This window comes from Paenibacillus tianmuensis (genome assembly GCF_900100345.1).
GTDB lineage: Bacteria > Bacillota > Bacilli > Paenibacillales > NBRC-103111 > Paenibacillus_G > Paenibacillus_G tianmuensis.
Map to the genome: position 1 here is coordinate 1 of NZ_FMTT01000005.1, position 18801 is coordinate 18801.

General features: G+C 52.9%; 13 protein-coding genes and 1 pseudogene. 13 read left to right on the top strand and 1 reads right to left on the bottom strand.

Annotated elements, in window-relative coordinates; all coding sequences use genetic code 11:
• Positions 1-271: 271 nt before the first annotated feature.
• Complete coding sequence (locus BLO51_RS29065) at positions 272-430, bottom strand: hypothetical protein (protein WP_167670105.1); 159 nt, start codon at positions 428-430, stop codon at positions 272-274.
• A gap of 391 nt (positions 431-821) precedes the next feature.
• Here BLO51_RS29065 and leuC point away from each other — a divergent pair, with 391 nt between their 5' ends.
• The 13 genes and pseudogenes from leuC to BLO51_RS04840 all read left to right on the top strand — a co-directional run bounded on the left by leuC (position 822) and on the right by BLO51_RS04840 (position 18569).
• Positions 822-2240, top strand: a complete 1419-nt coding sequence (gene leuC, locus BLO51_RS04780) for a 3-isopropylmalate dehydratase large subunit (RefSeq protein WP_090667598.1) — start codon at positions 822-824, stop codon at positions 2238-2240.
• Positions 2241-2275: 35 nt separating this feature from the next.
• Positions 2276-2881: a 3-isopropylmalate dehydratase small subunit gene (gene leuD, locus BLO51_RS04785; RefSeq protein ID WP_090667601.1), complete on the top strand. Its 606-nt coding sequence runs from the start codon at positions 2276-2278 to the stop codon at positions 2879-2881.
• Between the two features lie 175 nt (positions 2882-3056).
• A pseudogene (locus BLO51_RS04790) lies at positions 3057-3944 on the top strand (3-hydroxyacyl-CoA dehydrogenase family protein); the annotation flags it as partial.
• Positions 3941-5155: an acetate/propionate family kinase gene (locus BLO51_RS04795; protein WP_090667608.1), complete on the top strand. Its 1215-nt coding sequence runs from the start codon at positions 3941-3943 to the stop codon at positions 5153-5155. The pseudogene BLO51_RS04790 and the gene BLO51_RS04795, both read left to right, overlap by 4 nt.
• Positions 5156-5195: 40 nt before the next feature.
• Complete coding sequence (gene asnS / locus BLO51_RS04800) at positions 5196-6494, top strand: asparagine--tRNA ligase (RefSeq protein ID WP_090667611.1); 1299 nt, start codon at positions 5196-5198, stop codon at positions 6492-6494.
• Between the two features lie 54 nt (positions 6495-6548).
• Complete coding sequence (locus tag BLO51_RS04805) at positions 6549-7229, top strand: DnaD domain-containing protein (RefSeq protein ID WP_090667614.1); 681 nt, start codon at positions 6549-6551, stop codon at positions 7227-7229.
• A gap of 261 nt (positions 7230-7490) precedes the next feature.
• Positions 7491-8345 (top strand): ABC transporter ATP-binding protein, encoded by an 855-nt coding sequence (locus tag BLO51_RS04810; RefSeq protein ID WP_090667617.1) that lies wholly within the window; start codon positions 7491-7493, stop codon positions 8343-8345.
• Complete coding sequence (locus BLO51_RS04815; RefSeq protein WP_342672329.1) at positions 8305-9408, top strand: efflux RND transporter periplasmic adaptor subunit; 1104 nt, start codon at positions 8305-8307, stop codon at positions 9406-9408. The genes BLO51_RS04810 and BLO51_RS04815 overlap by 41 nt, the downstream gene beginning before the upstream one ends.
• Positions 9408-12305: an ABC transporter permease gene (locus BLO51_RS04820; protein WP_090667621.1), complete on the top strand. Its 2898-nt coding sequence runs from the start codon at positions 9408-9410 to the stop codon at positions 12303-12305. The genes BLO51_RS04815 and BLO51_RS04820 overlap by 1 nt, the downstream gene beginning before the upstream one ends.
• Positions 12306-12309: 4 nt before the next feature.
• Positions 12310-13188 carry an ABC transporter ATP-binding protein gene (locus BLO51_RS04825; protein ID WP_090667624.1) on the top strand — a complete coding sequence of 293 codons (879 nt, stop codon included), beginning with the start codon at positions 12310-12312 and terminating at the stop codon, positions 13186-13188.
• A gap of 166 nt (positions 13189-13354) precedes the next feature.
• Positions 13355-14824: an ABC transporter substrate-binding protein gene (locus BLO51_RS04830; RefSeq protein WP_090667627.1), complete on the top strand. Its 1470-nt coding sequence runs from the start codon at positions 13355-13357 to the stop codon at positions 14822-14824.
• A 2-nt stretch (positions 14825-14826) separates the two neighbouring features.
• Positions 14827-16290: an ABC transporter substrate-binding protein gene (locus tag BLO51_RS04835; RefSeq protein ID WP_090667629.1), complete on the top strand. Its 1464-nt coding sequence runs from the start codon at positions 14827-14829 to the stop codon at positions 16288-16290.
• Positions 16291-16358: 68 nt separating this feature from the next.
• Entirely contained in the window at positions 16359-18569 is a 2211-nt protein-coding gene (locus BLO51_RS04840; protein ID WP_090667632.1) for a hypothetical protein, read from the top strand.
• Positions 18570-18801 lie beyond the last annotated feature (232 nt).

Below are 18801 nucleotides of genomic sequence, written 5' to 3' on the forward strand. Positions count from 1 at the left end.
CGCAGGGATCGCTTGCTCAAGAAGAGAAGGATGCTTCTCTGTTCGCAAGAATCCCCCACCTCAGCGCCATTAGCGCAGGTGGTGGGAGTGTTCAAAAAGAATACCTATGAATGAATCGTAACGTATTTGCTATAAGAATAAAAGAGCTGGCGTGCGGTACTCCCCGTTTGCAAGTAAAAAAGGAAGAAAGAGCGGGAGGCTCCTTCTTCCAGGGCAGAACGGAATATTAGCTGACACGCGCAAGCAGCCGCATTTTTTCGGCTGGGAAGCATCAAGTCCCGCAAGAGCCGGGATACCCGTCGTTCCGTTTCATTTCTTCCAAATGCTCGCGCATCTCTTCGTCTCCGGGCATTTCGGCGACCAGCTTTACTTTGCCGGGTGCGGGCTCCTCTACAGGAGCCGCATTTGCCGGGCGAGGCGTATCGGTCATTGTACAGTCCTCCTAGGGGTATGATCAGGAATATCAACGGACGTCTCATCTTTGGAGCAGCAGGTGGTACCCGAATTCAACGACAGCCGTGACGACGGCGATAAAGGCAAGCCCTGGCCAGGACAATCCCCAATGATAGGCGGTCCGATGGTCCCCAAAAATAAAGCAGCTTGCTTATGCATCCCTGCTCCCTTACTTTTACTTTCGTTGAAAGGTTGTCCAGTCCGCCCTTCATTTATGCAGCGGGAGGGGGAAGAGCTCCGGCCGTTTTTTGATTTAGCTCATAGCGAAAACCTATGAAGGCTATAGATATTATATCTTGGATCAATGAAGATAGACGTGATACGATAGGTGACATTAGGAGCATCATTCAGATACCGAGGTGGAACCGATGGCAAAAACAATGTTCGAAAAAATTTGGGACAATCACGTCATTCATTCGGAGCTGGGCAAGCCGAGCATCATTTATATCGACCTTCAACTGGTCCATGAAGTGACTTCGCCGCAAGCGTTTGAAGGTCTTCGCATCAGCGGCCGTAAGGTTCGCCGTCCGGACTTGACGTTCGCGACGATGGATCACAACGTGCCGACGAAGGATCGCTTCAATATCACCGATCCGATTTCCAAGCAGCAGATCGATACGCTCTCCAAAAACTGTGCGGATTTTGGCGTCACCCTGTTTGACCTGGACAGCATCGATCAAGGGGTCGTCCACGTGATGGGACCGGAGCTCGGTTTGACGCATCCCGGCAAAACAATCGTCTGCGGCGATAGCCACACGTCGACGCACGGGGCGTTCGGAGCTTTAGCATTCGGGATCGGAACAAGCGAAGTGGAGCACGTGCTTGCGACGCAGTGCTTGCAGCAAGCGAAGCCAAAAACGCTGGAAGTGCGCATCAACGGCAAGCTGAAGCCGGGGGTTACGGCAAAGGACTTGATTCTTGGCGTCATTGCGAAATACGGTACGGATTTTGCAACCGGCTACGTGATTGAGTACACGGGCGATGCGATTCGCAGCTTGTCCATGGAAGAGCGCATGACTGTGTGCAACATGTCGATCGAAGCGGGTGCAAGAGCAGGCTTGATCGCTCCGGACCAAACGACGTTCGATTACCTCCGCGGACGCGAATATGTGCCGCAAGGCGAGGCGTTCGAGCAAGCGGTAGCGGCGTGGAAGCAGCTGACGACGGACGAAGGCGCGGTGTACGATCGCGTAGTCGATTTCGACGCGGACAGCCTGATTCCGCAAGTCACCTGGGGCACCAGCCCGGGCATGGGTACCGACGTGACGTCCCGCGTGCCGAATCCGGCGGATTTCAGCACGGAGAACGAGCGCAAAGCGGCGGAAAAAGCGATCGAGTACATGGGCTTGACGCCAGGAACGCTGATGACGGACGTTACGATCGATTACGTATTTATCGGTTCCTGTACGAACGGCCGGATCGAGGACCTGCGCGCGGCGGCTGCCGTGGCTCAAGGCTACAAGGTGTCACCGAACGTGACGGCGATCGTCGTGCCGGGCTCGGGCCGGGTAAAAATTCAGGCGGAAAAAGAAGGGCTCGATAAAATTTTCATCGAAGCGGGCTTTGAATGGCGCGATGCCGGATGCAGCATGTGTCTGGCGATGAACCCGGACGTGTTGAAGCCAGGCCAACGCTGCGCTTCGACGTCGAACCGGAACTTCGAAGGCCGACAAGGCCGTGACGGACGCACGCACCTCGTGTCTCCGGCAATGGCAGTCGCAGCAGCGATCGAAGGCCGTTTCACCGACGTGCGCGATTGGAAATTCAAAGTGAAGCAGGAAGCTTAAGAAGATTATTTTATCGAAGCGAGGAGTTAAACGAAATGGAAGCTTTTAAACTGCATACCGGCCTGGTCGGTCCGGTGGACCGCGTGAACGTGGACACGGACGCCATTATTCCTAAACAATTTTTGAAGCGCATCGAGCGTTCGGGTTTTGGCCAATTTCTGTTCTACGAGTGGCGTTTTGACCTGAATGGCCATACGATTCTGGAGTTCAGCCTGAACCAGCCGCGCTATCAAGGTGCCTCCGTTCTGATTTCCCGCGCCAACTTCGGCTGCGGCTCCTCCCGGGAGCATGCGCCTTGGGCCATTCAGGACTACGGGTTCAAAGTCGTGATCGCGCCGTCGTTCGCCGATATTTTCTACAACAACTGCTTCAAGAACGGCATTCTGCCGATCAAGCTGAGCGAAGAGCAGGTCGAGGAGCTGTTCCAGCGCACCGCGGCGAAAGAAGGCTACAAGCTAACCGCCGATCTGGAGAACAAACGGATCACCGACGATCAAGGCCTCAGCATCGACTTTGATTTGGATGAGCACCGCCGCCAATTCCTGCTGCTCGGTCTCGACGATATCGGTCTGACGCTGCAGCATGAAGACAAAATCTCGGCATACGAAGCGGCGCATCAAGCGCGTCTCGCGTACAAATAAGCGACGAATAGCCCGGCCTGACTCTTGAAAGAAAGAGAAGGTCGGGCTTATTTTTAATGTCCGGCCGCATTTTATCATACAATGTTCAAAAACTTTCGACGATTTTCGTGAAAAGTGTGATCAATGTTTTTTCAAACGTCGAAAGCGTTGTGTATAATATCACTGGAAGCATGATGGGAGGGAGACAGAAATGAGTTTTTCTAGAATCGGCGTCGTGGGCGCCGGAACAATGGGTCAAGGCATTGCCGAAATGTTGGCTGCCAAAGGATTGGAAGTCATGCTGCTCGAAAGGACGCCTGAAAAGCTGGAGCAGGCCTGGGAGCAAATCGAGATCAGCTTGGACAAGCAGTTGGAGAAATGGGCGATCACTCCCGTTGAGAAAAAATTGATTCTTTCGCGCATCGTGAAGGAAACGCATATTCACAATTTGGCCGAATGCGATATGGTCATCGAAACGGTTTCGGAAGATCTTGAGATTAAAAAAGAAGTATTCCGCACACTTGACGAAGTATGCCGGCCGTCGATCATTCTTGCCAGCAACACGTCTACGCTCAGCTTGACGGAACTGGCGGCAGAGACACAGCACCCGGAGCGCGTCATCGGTCTTCATTTTTTATATCCGGTATCGAAAATTCATTTGGTGGAAATCATTCGGGCGCTGAAAACGGGTGAGGATGTCTTCGAAGCGACCCGGAGCTTCGTTGAAGAAACAATCCAAAAACGCGGCATTCAGGTGTACGAATCGCCGGGCTTTGTCACGACGCGCCTGATCTGCGTGCTGATCAATGAAGCGATGCACGCGTTGTCGGAGAGAGTAGCCAGCGCGGACGATATTGATAATGCGATGCGAATCGGCTATGATTTTCATTATGGGCCGCTGGAGATGGCAGACCGCTTCGGCTTGGATTCGATATTGGCCGCGATGGAACGTATGTTCCGTGAATTCGGCGATGTGAAGTACCGGCCGTCGGTGCTGCTGAAGCAGATGGTAAGGGCCGGTCATCTCGGCACGAAGACGGGACATGGCTTTTTCCGCTACGATAAGGACGGTGACCGGATATGATCGTACTCGTTATTAATGCAGGCAGCTCCTCTCTTAAGTTTCAGCTTTACGAGATGGAGAACGAATCCGTGCTGGCCAAAGGGAAGGTGGAGCGGATTGGGATGGAGTCCGCGATCTTGACGTTTGAGCCGGAGGGCAAGCAGGACGTGCGCGAGGTCAGTGAAATTTTGGAGCACACGACGGCGATCCGCAAAGTGCTGGACATCCTGGTGCATCCGGTCCACGGGGTGCTCGAATCGGCGCAGCAAATCGACGCAGTGGGCCATCGGGTCGTGCACGGAGGCGAGTCGTTTTCCAATTCCGCGCTGGTGAGCGATGAGGTAAAGCAGGAGATCAAGCGGCTGTTCGATCTGGCTCCGCTGCATAACCCTGCTCATATGCTCGGGATTCAGGCGGTCGAAACGAATATGCCGGACGTGCCGCAGGCCGTTGTGTTCGACACGGCTTTTCACCAAACGATGCCGCCTGTGACGTATTTGTACCCGATCCCGATGGTGCTCTATAAGAAGCATAAAATTCGCCGCTACGGCTTCCACGGCACCTCGCATGCTTATGTGAGCGAACGCACCGCGGCGTTCCTCGGTCGGCCGCTCCGCGAGCTGAAGCTGATCACCTGCCACATCGGGAACGGAGCGAGCTGCACCGCGGTGATGGACGGGCGGTCCTACGATACGAGCATGGGGATGACGCCGCTGGAAGGGCTCATGATGGGAACGCGGAGCGGGGATATCGATCCGGCCATTGTCCCGTTTACGATGGGCAAGGAGGATCTGACGCTCAGCGAAGTGAACTCGATGCTGAACAAGCACAGCGGGCTGCTTGCCATCTCAGGTATCGGCAGCGATATGCGGGAGATTGACGAAGCAAGGCAAACGGGAGACCGCAATGCGGCGCTCGCGTTCGACATGTACGAGTACCGGCTGCGCAAATATATCGGCGCTTACGCAGCTGCCATGAACGGCTTGGACGCCATCGTCTTCACGGCGGGGGTCGGGGAAAACTCCGCTTCGCTGCGGGCCGCGGTGTGCCGCAATCTCAGCTTTCTCGGCCTGGAGCTGGACGAAGCGGCGAACGAACGGCGCGAATCCGGAGAACGCGCCATCACGACGCCGGGCTCCCGGGTACAGGTGCTTGTCATCCCGACCAATGAGGAGCTTGTTATCGCCCGGGATACGTACAGGTTGATTTTGGACCGAAATGATGTAAACTAGTGAACGATGGTCAATTTTATAAGTAGGCGGAGGAATGTTCATGAACCGTAACCTGTGTATGATCGGGGATGTGAATAAACATATAGACGAATCGGTGATGATCGGCTGCTGGCTGCACAACATCCGTTCCAGCGGCAAGATCCGTTTCCTGCAGCTGCGGGACGGCTCTGGCTTTATACAGGGCGTCGTCGTCAAGAGCGAGGTGGCGGAGCAGGTGTGGGAAGATGCGGGCAAGCTGACGCAAGAAAGCTCACTCTACGTCACCGGCACGGTACGCGAGGATACGCGCAGCAAAGGCGGCTTCGAGCTGATGGTGACCGGTGTCGAAATTATCCAAGTCACAACCGATTATCCGATCACGCCCAAGGAGCACGGCGTCGATTTTCTGATGGATCACCGCCATTTGTGGATTCGTTCGCCACGGCAACGGGCGATTCTGGTCATCCGGGCGCAAATTATCCGGGCGATTCAGCAATTTTTCGACGAGCGCAACTTCCATTTGGTCGATCCGCCGATTTTGACTCCTTCGTCTTGCGAAGGAACGACGAATTTGTTTCATACAAAATATTTCGACGAGGATGCTTACTTGACGCAGAGCGGCCAGTTGTATATGGAAGCAGCGGCGATGGCGCTTGGCCGGGTATACTCGTTCGGTCCGACCTTCCGGGCGGAGAAATCGAAGACGCGCCGGCATTTGATCGAATTCTGGATGATCGAACCGGAGATGGCGTTCGTGACGCACGAAGAGAATCTTCAAGTGCAGGAGCAGTTCGTCTCTCACATCGTACAGTCGGTGCTGCAAAACTGCCGCAAGGAGCTTGAGACGCTGGAGCGCGACACGACGAAGTTGGAGCAGGTCGTAGGGCCGTTCCCGCGCATTACGTACGACGAAGCGGTAAGGTTTCTTCAAGAGAACGGGCACGAATTCGAATGGGGAGAAGACTTCGGCGCGCCTCACGAGACTGCCATCGCCGAGAAATATGAAAAGCCGGTGTTCATTACGCATTATCCGACGGAGATCAAGGCCTTCTATATGAAGCCTGACCCGGCCCGTCCGGAAGTCGTGCTTTGCGCGGATATGATCGCTCCGGAAGGCTACGGGGAAATTATCGGAGGCAGCCAACGGATCGACGATCCGGAGCTGATGGAAGAGCGCTTCCGGCAGCACGAGCTGTCCAAGGAAGCGTACCAGTGGTACCTCGACCTGCGAAAATACGGCTCCGTGCCGCATTCGGGCTTCGGTTTGGGGCTCGAGCGCACGGTCGCTTGGATTTGCGGGCTCGATCACGTTCGCGAGACGATTCCGTTCCCACGACTCCTGTACCGCTTGTACCCGTAAGGTTTGCATGCGGGAGCGATTCTCGCGAAGCTGTAAGCGGAAAGTAGGGTAGGCATGAGACGTAGCGATTACGATTCGAAAGAGCTGCCGTCCGTGCTGCTCGCGGGCTGGCAGGACGGGAACGTCGACGTTCCCTACTGGCTGTTCAAATATTACAAGCAGCTTGGGCTGTTGGAGCCGGATGTGATGCTTATTCTTCATGTCATGGCGTTTAAGCAAAAGGAAAACAAAGATTTTCCGACATTGGAAGAGCTTCAAGCCCGCATGTCGCTGCCGCAGGAGAAAGTGATTGCCGTGCTGCAAAAGCTGATCCGGGAACAACTGCTGCAGATCGACGAGATCGAAGACTCCGTTACGGGAGTCCACAGCGAAGCATATAACTTGCGGCCGCTGCTGGACCGGCTCGCGGAGTGCCGTATCGAGGAGTATCAGGCGGAGCTGGCGGCCAAGAAACAGGCCGAGCGGACGGGCAAAGCGGAGCGAAAAGATATATTCTCGATTTTCGAAAACGAATTTGGACGACCGCTCACTCCGATGGAGCTGGAGTCGATATCCGGGTGGATCGACAAAGATCGCTATCCGGAGGAGCTTATCCTCGCCGGTCTTAAGGAAGCGGTGTTCGCCGGTAAGCTGCATTTCCGGTACATCGACCGGATCTTGCTGGAATGGCAGCGCAACCGGATTACGACCGTTGAGCAGGCGAAGGAGCACTCACAGAAGTTCCGGTCCCGGTAAGCGGGAAAAAGAAACAGCCCTGCACGCAAAAAAATGCGTGCGGGGCTGTTTTGCGTTACTGAACAAGCTTACTGCGACCTGTGCACTTTTGGGCCTTGAAATAAAGTACCAGAGTTGCTTCGTCAGTCGAAAAACGTAAAAAAACATTTTAAAACTAAAAAACTGTAGTTTTTTTGTAACTTTTTTGTGATTCGTGCCGTCTATTATATTAGGTGTGACATGATTTTACAGAATTATAGAACGGTTAGAAGGAGGGGCCACATGTTCCGATGGCTGCGCAAACCTAAAAATGAAGCGCAGAATGAAGCGGCAGCCGCCGTGCCAGCCGCTCCGCAGGAGATCGACGTCGCGGCGACGGAAGCTTCGGCCGACGGGGAAGCTGCTGCGGCAAGCGATGGCGCGAGTGTACTGGTCGATACCAGACCACCCATTGACACGAGTATCCCGCTCCTTACCGTAACGGGAGTGGAGCGTTCATTTCCTGTCGGAGGACAACAGCTTCATGTGCTCAAGGGAATCAATATGGAGCTGTATCCGATGCAGCTCGTTATGCTGAAAGGCCGGTCCGGCTCGGGGAAAACGACCCTGCTTAACATGATCGGCGGTCTGGACCAGCCGAACCGGGGACAAATCATGTTCAAGGAATACCCGTTCCATGAATGCAGTGACGACCAGCGGACGTACATAAGAAGAAAAGAGATCGGCTTTATTTTTCAATCGTTTGCTTTAATGCCTCTTTTGTCCGCGTGGGAAAACGTAGAATTGTCACTGCGAATGGCGAAAGTTCCCCGATCGGAGTGGAAGCCCCGCGTCACCCATTGTCTGGAGCTGGTGGGCCTCGGCAAGCGGATGCATCATCGTCCGTTCGAGCTGTCTGGCGGGGAGCAGCAGCGTGTCGCGATTGCGAAAGCCATCGCGCACAAGCCCAGTCTGCTGCTTGCCGACGAGCCGACGGCAGAGCTCGATTCGCAAATGGGCGCACAAGTCATGGCGGTATTCCGGGACATTATCCGTACCGAACGCATGACGATTTGCATGACAACGCATGATCCGACAATAATGGAGGTTGCCGACCGTGTATTCGAAATGGTGGATGGAAAATTTATCAGTCATTAAAAAAACGGGCAGGCCATTGCTGCTCGTTTGCATCGCCGCATCCCTCGCGTTGTCGTCCGGATGCTCGTTGCTGCCAAAGGAGGATGAGGAGGAAGCGCTGCCGGCCATAACCCCGCCCCAGTTGTCCAAAAAACCGGAGTATGCGGTTAAAACCGAGACGCTGGAATTCGACGTTCCTCTCTCCGGGAAGCTGATGTCGACCGTAGAAGAAGACTTATACTTTACGGATGATGCCAGCCGGCGCATTAAATCCTTCCTGGTCAAAACCGGAGACAAGGTTGAGAGTGGGCAATTGATCGCCGATCTCGACGTCACGGAGCAGGAGAACAAATTGCGGCAGAAACGGCTGCAGACACGCCAGGATGAGTTAGGTATGATCGAAAAGCTGCGCAAAGCCGACGAGGCAAGCCCCGAGCAGCTGGAACGGGATAAAATTGAATTTGAATTAAAAAAGGAAGAAGTAACCACGCTTGAAAAAACGATTGCCGGCGCCAAGCTGACGGCCCCTTATGCAGGTACGATTATTTCGGTTTACATGAAAAAAGGGGATACGGCCAGGGCTTACGATGCGGTCGCCACAATCGCGGATCTGTCTCAGCTTACGGTGGCTGCAACCATTAGCGCGGACAGCTTGACGAAAGTAGCCATTGGCATGGAGGTCGTTGCGGACATCAACGGCGTGGGCAAGGTCAAAGGAAAAGTGTCGAAGCTTCCGAATCCGAAGGCCGAGAACAATAACAACGGGAACGGAGGGGGCCAGGGTGGAGGCCAGCAAAAAAAGGCGGATTCGATCGACAACTATTTGCTGATCCAGCTTGACCAATTTCCCGAGGGGCTTTCCCACGGAACGCCGCTCAGCGTGAAAATTATTACTCAGCGCAAGGAGAACGCGGTTACGATTCCGCCTGCCGCTCTTCGTTCGTATGCGGGCCGCAATTACGTGCAGGTTGTAGACGATAAAGGCAACAAGCGCGAAGTGGACGTCGAAATCGGATTGCAGACGTCGACGGCTGTAGAGATTGTGAAAGGTCTCACGGCAGGGCAGAAAGTAGTGGGACGCTAATGGCGATGCTTCGGTTTTTATTCCGTAAAATGTGGAACACGCACTGGCTGACGCTCAGCACGCTCGTCGGCCTCATTATGGCCGTCGCTTTTACGACCAGCATCCCGATGTATTCCGACGGCTCGCTCAAGCGCGTCGTGTCGAAATCGCTGGAGGAAAAGAACAACGGGCTTTCCGCCGGCGCCGTCATGATCCGGTATCAAGCGTCCGGCAACGAAAAAGCCGATCTGAATGCGCTCAGTGACGTTGACCAATACATAAAGGAAGATTTGCCCAAGGACATTGCGTTCCCGTATCAGGCATACGTACGGACGTATTCCATTCGCGGCTCGCAAATTACGCCCGAGGATACAAGCAAGGTCGATCCGAGCAAGCGCCGGCAGATGACGCTGATGGCCCAGAACGGCTTGAAGGATCAAGTCGAGCTGGCGCAGGGGCAGTGGTTCTCCGAGCAGCCGCAGGGCGGAATCATCGAAGCCGTTATTCACGAGGAAGCGATGTTCCGCAACGACCTGCATATCGGCGATGTCTTCACTTATCCGATCAGCGGCGGAAACGGCATTGCCCCGCTCAAAGTGAAGGTGACGGGAACGTTCAAGCCGAAGAACGATACCGATCAGTATTGGTATCAAGGCATGGAAGGCCTGCTTACGTCCTTTTTTATGAGCGAAGCCGGCTTTAACGATTATGTGTTGAAAAGCAAAAAAATCCCGCTTAGCTTGGCCAATTGGTACTATGCCTTTGATTTGCGGGAAATCAAGACAAGCCAGTTGTCCTCGCTCCAGACGAAGTTGGAACGTTTGGATATCGTCTTGTTCCAAAAGCTCAAGAACACAAGGGTGGATATTTCGTTTATCCCGCTGCTGCAGGAATTTAAGGTGCAGAGCTTGCAGCTGCAAATGCTTCTCTTTACATTAGCGGCGCCGATGATCGCCATGGTATTCTATTATATCGTCATGAACGCGAGACAATCGCTCGACCGCCAGCGCACCGTCATTGCGGTGATCCGCAGCCGGGGCGGCAGTACGAATCAAATCATCTGGATTTATTTGCTCGAAGGGCTGCTGCTTGGCGCGGTTGCGATGATCATCGGCCCATTGCTCGGCTGGTTTATGGCGAAGAGCATAGGTTCGTCCAGCGGGTTCCTGACGTTCGTCGACCGCAAGGCGGTACCTGTCGGGGTATCGACCGAAGCGCTGCTGTACGGCGTGGGCGCAGTCGTAATTGCGCTGATGGCCAGTATCATTCCGGCCATTGTCTACGCCAAGGCCTCCATCGTCAGCTATAAGCAGAAGCTGGCCAGATCGGATCGAAAACCGTTTTGGCAGCGCTGGTTTTTGGATGTGGTGCTGATCGGTCTGGTGGGCTATGGATATTACCTGTTTCACGACCGGCAGGATTTATTCAGCCGAACCGGGCTTACGACCGATCAGTTGAGCGTGAACCCGCTGCTGTTTTTTATTCCGGCATTGTCGATCATTGCGCTTGGACTGTTTTTCCTGCGCATTTTCCCGTGGCTGCTTCGCTTTGGCAATTGGCTGGGCAAAAGGCTGCTTCCGGTTCCCGTCTATCTGACGCTGACCCAGCTCTCGCGTTCGTCTACGGCGTACTATCCACTGATGCTGCTGCTCATTTTGACGCTCGGGCTCGGGATCTACAACGCTTCTGCGGCTCGGACGATCGATTTGAACTCGACCGAGCGGGTGCTTTATGCCTACGGTACCGATGTTATTATGAGAGCGGAATGGACCTCCGTAGCCGAAGATCTGCCGTCAACGTCCAACCAGAACAAGGGCGGGCAAGGCCAAGGACAGGGGAAAGGCGGAGCCGGAGGCAAGAATCCCGGTCAGGGAGGAGGCGGTCAGCCGGGAGGTCCGGGGGAAGGCCCGCCGCCGAAGCTGCGTTACATCGAGCCTCCGTTCCAGGTGTTTCGGGAGCTGGAAGGCGTCGAGCACGTAGCACGCGTGCTGCAGTCGAAGGGGAACGTGGTCGTTTCCGGCAAGTCACTCGGACAGGGCATGCTGATGGGCGTCGATAACGTCGATTTCGCCAAGGTAGCCTGGTTCCGCAAAGACTTGTACAAAACGCATCCCTACAACTACTTGAATTTGTTGGGGCAATACGAGCAGGCGGTCATCATCCCGACCTCTTTTGCCGATAAACATCATATCAAGTCGGGGGATTTGATCAGCATTTCGGTTTCCAGCCAGCCGGTCGAGTTTATCGTGGTAGCTACCGTGCCTTATTGGCCGAGCCAGTATCCGGATCAGACGCCGTTTTTTATCGCTAACCTCGACTATGTGTACGATCAAGCGCCTGTTACACCTTATGATGTATGGATGAAAATGAAAGACGGAGCCAAGGTAACGCCGGTCAGTGAAGCGCTCAAAGCAAAAAATATCGGCATTGCCAGCGTCAAAGACGTCCGCAACGAACTGATCACGCAGAAAAAGCATCCGGCGCGCGGCGGCGTGTTCGGCATCTTGAGCCTCGGCTTTCTCGTATCCGTTCTTGTCTCGTTGATCGGCTACATCTTATACTGGTTTTTCAACTTGTCCAGCAGGGTCGTTCAGTTCGGCGTGCTGCGCGCCATGGGGCTGTCGCGACGACAGCTTACGGGCATGCTGCTGCTCGAGCAGCTGTTTACCGCCGGTCTGGCCATTGGACTCGGTCTCGGCATCGGCAAACTGACGAGCTATTTGTTCCTGCCGTTCCTGCAAACCGCGGACAACGTCAAGACGCAGGTGCCTCCGTTCCGCGTTATATTCGATGCGAGAGATACCGATCAGCTGTATGTCGTCATCGCCGTTATGATGCTGACCGGCGCCGGGTTGTTGTTCCTTCATATCAGAAGGCTGCGCGTACACCAGGCCGTGAAGCTGGGAGAGGAGAAATGATGCAGTGATTCATTGCGACGGACTCGTCAAAATATACAAAACCGACGATATCGAGGTCGTTGCGCTTACAGGGCTGAACATTTCCGTCGCCCAAGGGGAAATGATGGCGATCATCGGAAACAGCGGCAGCGGCAAGTCGACGTTATTGAACATTCTGGGGGGGCTGGACCGCCCCTCCGCCGGTCAGGTGCGCGTAGGCGAATGGAACCTGCTGAAAATAACGGACGATGAGCTGGTGCAGTACAAGCGCAAAACCGTCGGCTTCATCTGGCAGAACAATGCGCGTAACCTTATTCCTTATTTGACGGCGCTCGAGAATGTGGAAATGCCGATGATACTCGGCGGTAAGTACGACCGCGCCTATGCGAAGCAGCTGCTGGAGTGGGTCGGCCTCAAAGAGCGGTTCAACAACAAGCTGCAGCAGCTGTCGGGCGGCGAGCAGCAGCGGGTGGCGATTGCCATTGCACTCGCGAATCGACCGTCCTTGCTGCTGGCCGACGAACCGACCGGTTCCGTCGATACGCGGACGTCGGATATGATCATGGACATTTTCCGGCATCTGAATTCCGAGCTTGGCGTGACCATCGTTATCGTAACCCACGATATGGCGCTTGCTGGCAAAGTGGACCGCGTCGTCGCCATCCGCGACGGGATGACGAGCACCGAATTCGTCAAACGCAACCCGGACCTGGACGCCGAAGGCGAAGCGGCGGCATCGCACGGATCGATTCACGATGTTCATGAAGAATATGTCGTGCTCGACCGGGCGGGACGGCTTCAAATTCCAAGGGCGTATTTGCAGGCGCTCGGGATCGAAGGAAAGGCATCGATGGAATTCGACGGTGAGAAAATTATTATACGTACGCCGAAGTCGCTGGATTAGCACGAAGGATTGCGGGCAGCTGAGAGAACCATATTTCCCGATGAGGATCTGAAACATGAACAAGTGCGCCAGGAGAACGGTGCTGCTGTCGTTAAGCGCCAGCTTATTGGCGTCGACGTTAACTACCTAGATCATACATAAAAACCAATCTGGGGGGATCCTGAACATGCAGAAATATGTTAAGAAGACGGTAGCCGTTTCGCTCTGCGTCGGCTTGATGGCGCCAACACTGGTTGCCTGCACAAAATCCGGCAGCGGGGACAGCAAAAGTGAGAAAGTGCTTCGAATCGCAACCACCACGGGATATGGCAACGATGAGTATTTCCGCCAACGCTTCACCGAATTGTTCGAATTCGCGAATCCGAACATTAAGCTTGAACTTATCTCGACATCGGATGACCGTTACATGTATGGCGGCCGGCCAGATCCGAAAGAAAAGCCGAAAGATCCGATGGATAAGCTCAAAGAAGTGATGACGGGCGATAATCCGCCCGATGTCGTGATGGTTGGCTATGAGCAGCTGCCGGATTTGATCAGCAACAATATGCTGAAGCAGCTCGATCAGGACATCGCGAAAGATAAATTCGATACGTCCGATATCGTTCCTGCAGTCATCGAGGGCATTAAAAAAGCGGGCGACGGTAAAATTTATGCGCTGGCGCCGACCTTCAATTCCTCCGCACTTATTTACAATAAAAAAATATTCGACGAAGCCGGAGTTCAGTATCCGACCGACAAGTTGACCTGGGATCAAATGTTCGATCTGGCCCGCAGATTGGCGAAAGGGGAAGGGGAAAACCGTAAGTACGGCTTCTCGTTCTCGACGCACAACATGGGTAGTGACTTTTACTATGCGACACAAATGTATACGGCGCCGCTTGACCTCAAAACCTTTGACGATAAAGGCGAGAAGATGACCGTCGATTCCGATCAATGGGAAAAAGTGTGGAAAACGCTGCTGCAGCTGAAAACCGAGAAAATTTTGCCTGAGCCGATCGACTTCTCCAAACAGCGCAATCCTGGATCTAACGAAGACTACAACCCGTTCATGGACGACGATTTCTTATCCGGCCGTGTAGCGATGTCTATCATCAACTACTATCAACTTGACCAGTATAGGAACGTCATGAAAAATGCGGCGAATATCAAAGGCTTAACTCCGTTCGATTGGGATGTCGTTACGGTGCCTGTGCATCAGGAAGCGCCGGAATACGGCGGCAACATCGGTCTGGACGGTCTGATGGGCATTAACGCTAAGGCCCAAGACCCCGAGGACGCCTGGAAATTCATCAAATTTATCAACAGTGAGGAATGGGCCCGGCTGAAAGGCAGCAGCACCTACAATTTGGTATCGCGTCAAAAATACATCAAGCCGAAGGACGGTACGGAGCTGAATATCAAAGCGTTCACGACGCTGCTTCCTGCGCCAAGCCGGGGCTACAAGATTTATCGTGAAAAACCGGGCTTGTACGGAGTGGAGCGCCTAGGCTCCCAAAAATTCCAGCAAGTCGCCGAGAATAAACTGCAAGTGCGCGATGCGCTCAAGCAATGGCAAACGGAAGGCGATGCGATGCTGCAAAAAATTAAAGAGAATCCGAATGCTCAGTTTGATTCGATGATGCAGGGGGGATCCTGAACATGCAAAAATATGTTAAGAAGACGGTAGCCGTTTCGCTCTGCGTCGGCTTGATGGCGCCGACACTGGTTGCCTGCACGAAATCCGGCAGCGGGGACAGCAAAACCGAGAAAGTGCTTCGAATCGCAACCGCGGGACATGGCAACGATGAGTATTTCCGCCAACGCTTCACCGAATTGTTCGAATTCACGAATCCGAACATTAAGCTTGAATTCATCTCGACAACGGATGACCGTTACATGTATGGCGGCCGGCCGGATCCGAAAGAAAAGCCGAAAGATCCGATGGATAAGCTCAAAGAAGTGATGACGGGCGATAGTCCGCCCGATGTCGTGATGGTTGGCTACGAGCAGCTGCCGGAGCTGATCAGCAACAATATGCTGAAGCAGCTCGATCAGGACATCGCGAAAGATAAATTCGATACGTCCGATATCGTTCCTGCAGTCATCGAGGGCATTAAAAAGGCGGGTGACGGCAAAATTTATGCGCTGGCGCCGACCTTCAATTCCTCCGCACTTATTTACAATAAAAAAATATTCGATGAAGCCGGGGTTCAGTACCCGACCGACAAGATGACATGGGATCAAATGTTCGATCTGGCCCGCAGATTGGCGAAAGGGGAAGGGGAGAACCGTAAGTACGGCTTCTCGTTCTCGACGTACAACATGGGTAGTGACTTTTACTATGCGACACAAATGTATACGGCGCCGCTTGACCTCAAAACCTTTGACGATAAAGGCGAGAAGATGACCGTCGATTCCGATCAATGGGAAAAAGTGTGGAAAACGCTGCTGCAACTGAAAACTGAGAAAATTTTGCCTGAGCCGGTCGACTTCTCCAAACGGCGCAATTCTGGACCTAACGAAGACTACAGCCCGTTCATGGACGACGATTTCTTATCCGGCCGTGTAGGGATGTCTATCATCAACTACTATCAAATTGACCAGTATACGAACGTCATGAAAAATGCGGCGAATATCAAAGGCCTTACCCCGTTCGATTGGGATGTCGTTACGGTGCCTGTGCATCAGGAAGCGCCGGAATACGGCGGCAACATTAGTGTGGATGGTCTGATGGGCATTAACGCCAAGGCCCAGAACGCCGAGGACGCCTGGAAATTTATCAAATTTATCAACAGCGAGGAATGGGCCAAGCTAAAAGGGAGCAGCACCCATAATTTGGTGTCGCGTCAAAAATACATCAAGCCGAAGGACGGTGCGGAGCTCAATATCAAAGCGTTCACGACGCTGCTTCCTGCGCCAAGCCGGGACTACAAGATTTATCGTGAAAAACCGGGCTTGTACGAAGTGGAGCGCCTAGGCTCCCAAAAATTCCAGCAAGTCGCCGAGAATAAGCTGCAAGTGCGCGATGGGCTCAAGCAATGGCAGACGGAAGGCGATGCGATGCTGCAAAAAATTAAAGAGAATCCGAATGCTCAGTTTGATTCGATGATGCAGGGGGGATAAGATGTCCCTTCTCAGCAAGAATGCGGGCAGTACGCTCGGAGTGAAACTCAACAAGGAGGAACAACAAGATGAATTCCAAACGCAAACGATATAAAACTTGCATAGTTCTGCTGGCAGCCGTACTTGCCTTTGGGTCCGCGCTCCCCGCCTTTGCGGCGGAGAGCGGCGGCACGAACCCGCCTTCGGGAACAACGGCGACCATCTCAACTGGGACCGCTCCGGAGATCGGAAAGGTAGCTCTTAACGCGAACAGCTATTTCGAGCTTAAAAATGTGGTCATGATGCCGGAGCAAGGCAACAAAACCGTGACGTTCACCGTAGGGGTTCACAACGGAGGGACGACCGACCTGCAGTTCATCGACTACTGGCCGCAGCTGAGGACGAAGACCGGCAACCAAATTTCCGTTCGCGTCCTGCCGCAGGACAAGGATAAAAACCGCATCCCAGCCAAATCGAGCCAAGACATCAGCTTTTACGTAACGGTGAACGAATCGACGGATTTGAAGGATCTTATTTTTGAAGTTATCAAATGGGACTTTAGCATGCCGGAGGCGGGTTTTAAGCGAAAAATCGGAGAGGTGAGCGTTCCCGACAACTATTCGGTCGTTACGCCGGCCGGTAAAGCACATACGATTCAAATGGCAAGCAATCCGGTCAAAGCCAGCATCAAAAAAGTGTTGATTAGCAAGAACGAGAAAAACTATACTCCGACCATCGTGCTTAATCTGGAAAACGTAGGCTCGAAGAGCGTAGCGGTGCCCGGATATCAATATTTGCTTCGCACAAGCGAAGGGTATATGTATCCGCTTGACGCCAAGGGGGTAAAAGATTTGACCCTCAATCCGCAAACGAACAAGGACATCGATCTTACGGGCTCCGTTCCCCTTTCCGTCTCAAGGGAAGGCTGGCAGCTTGTGATCGTTCAAGACGCGCAGGATTTGAAGCGGAATCTGCCGATTGCCTTCTTCGCTTTACCAGCCGTATCGGATAAGGACGGGGTGGATACAGGCAAAGCTTTTAGCTTCACGATCAAATCGGGTACTTACTCGACTAAGCTGAATACGGTCCAACGTCTGCCTTGGCAGGACGAGGATATTTTGACCGCAGGATTTACGCTTTCCAACAAAGGCCCGGAGGCGCTACCGATTCCGGATCTGACAGGGTACTTCAAGCTGGATGACAACGTGAAGGTGGAAGCGAAGCTGGTCCGGACGGACAATGTTATCGGTCTGGCCCCGAATGCGGAAGCACAATTCCAACTTATCGGTAAAATTCCTTACGCGTCGCAATTCGGCAAGGTTAAGTTTGTGTTGCAGGAGAAAACGGGCAGCAGTGGCGGTGATGGAAAGACAGACCAGCAGACGGCGGCGAGCGATTTGCTTGAATTCGTACACCGCTCGGAGATGATGAATATTCCTTATAATAACTTCGGTGAAACCTATAAAGCGAACAATGTGGGTCGCAGCGTAAGCTACAAGGTGCGCTCTGTCACCACATATCCAGGAGAAACGGCCGATACGTTTACCGCCCTTCTCGAAGTAGGCAATTTGGAAACAAGAGTATCGGACATCTCGAAGCTGGTAGGTTATTTCAAGACAGCCCAGGGAAGATATTATCCTGCGACTATTTCGGAAATCAAGTCGAAAGTCAATCCCGACGGAAAGGCGCTATTCCTGCTTTCGACCCATATTTCCAGAGGTTTCCCGACTTCCGGTATGAACGTGATCATCGGAGAAGCCGTTACTGAAGGCAAATTGACCGAAGCAGATAAAAAACCGGATGCTTATGTCAACGCGGTAGCGTATTGGCTGCCGCAAGAAAATTTTACGCTCAAGAATGACTTCAAAAATTTAGATCTCGTACCTTACCAGCTATCGCTTAGCAATATTCGCACTTCAATCGATAACGAAGGCGCAAAACTCAAATTTAACTACGAGTTGATCAAAGATTTGATGATTACCACGAACATGGACGGACGTAAACTGATCGTTGAGCTTGATGACGATGACCAAAAAATTAGATTCAATGGAGAATTTAATTTCAAAGACTTCGACGGGGAAATGTCTGATAAACAGGGCGCGGCCAACGGTCAGCTTGATCCGAAGGAAAAATTCATCGTCGGCAAGCATAAGGATTTGGAAATAAAAGCAAGGGATGGGGACTTGAGATTTAAAATCAGCCATGTGAAAAAATTCAAACTCAATATCTACGATTCGTTCCAAGGGCAAAAGAAATTGATTGCCACCAGAGAAGTCAATTGGTTTGAACCCACGGAATAAGATTTTCACTTTTTTGAAACCGTTTCTGTATCAGTTTCGTAAAACTGTGCAGGAGCGGTTTTTTGTTGGGAACTCAGTTACTTCTATGAATAATTGGCTAAATGTTCATGGGGGGGATTGACAGGTTTTTCAAGACGATTTATGTTATTTACGTTAACAACATTCTTAACGATGTTAATACTAAATTAAGGAGAAGACAATGAGTAAACCGCATCTCTCGTTTGGTGAATGT

What these genes read in the sequence shown, in the direction of transcription:
- BLO51_RS29065 (WP_167670105.1), bottom strand. Translation starts at nt 430, where the DNA reads ATGACCGATACGCCTCGCCCGGCAAATGCGGCTCCTGTAGAGGAGCCC.
- leuC (WP_090667598.1), top strand. Translation starts at nt 822, where the DNA reads ATGGCAAAAACAATGTTCGAAAAAATTTGGGACAATCACGTCATTCAT.
- leuD (WP_090667601.1), top strand. Translation starts at nt 2,276, where the DNA reads ATGGAAGCTTTTAAACTGCATACCGGCCTGGTCGGTCCGGTGGACCGC.
- BLO51_RS04795 (WP_090667608.1), top strand. Translation starts at nt 3,941, where the DNA reads ATGATCGTACTCGTTATTAATGCAGGCAGCTCCTCTCTTAAGTTTCAG.
- asnS (WP_090667611.1), top strand. Translation starts at nt 5,196, where the DNA reads ATGAACCGTAACCTGTGTATGATCGGGGATGTGAATAAACATATAGAC.
- BLO51_RS04805 (WP_090667614.1), top strand. Translation starts at nt 6,549, where the DNA reads ATGAGACGTAGCGATTACGATTCGAAAGAGCTGCCGTCCGTGCTGCTC.
- BLO51_RS04810 (WP_090667617.1), top strand. Translation starts at nt 7,491, where the DNA reads ATGTTCCGATGGCTGCGCAAACCTAAAAATGAAGCGCAGAATGAAGCG.
- BLO51_RS04820 (WP_090667621.1), top strand. Translation starts at nt 9,408, where the DNA reads ATGGCGATGCTTCGGTTTTTATTCCGTAAAATGTGGAACACGCACTGG.
- BLO51_RS04830 (WP_090667627.1), top strand. Translation starts at nt 13,355, where the DNA reads ATGCAGAAATATGTTAAGAAGACGGTAGCCGTTTCGCTCTGCGTCGGC.
- BLO51_RS04835 (WP_090667629.1), top strand. Translation starts at nt 14,827, where the DNA reads ATGCAAAAATATGTTAAGAAGACGGTAGCCGTTTCGCTCTGCGTCGGC.
- BLO51_RS04840 (WP_090667632.1), top strand. Translation starts at nt 16,359, where the DNA reads ATGAATTCCAAACGCAAACGATATAAAACTTGCATAGTTCTGCTGGCA.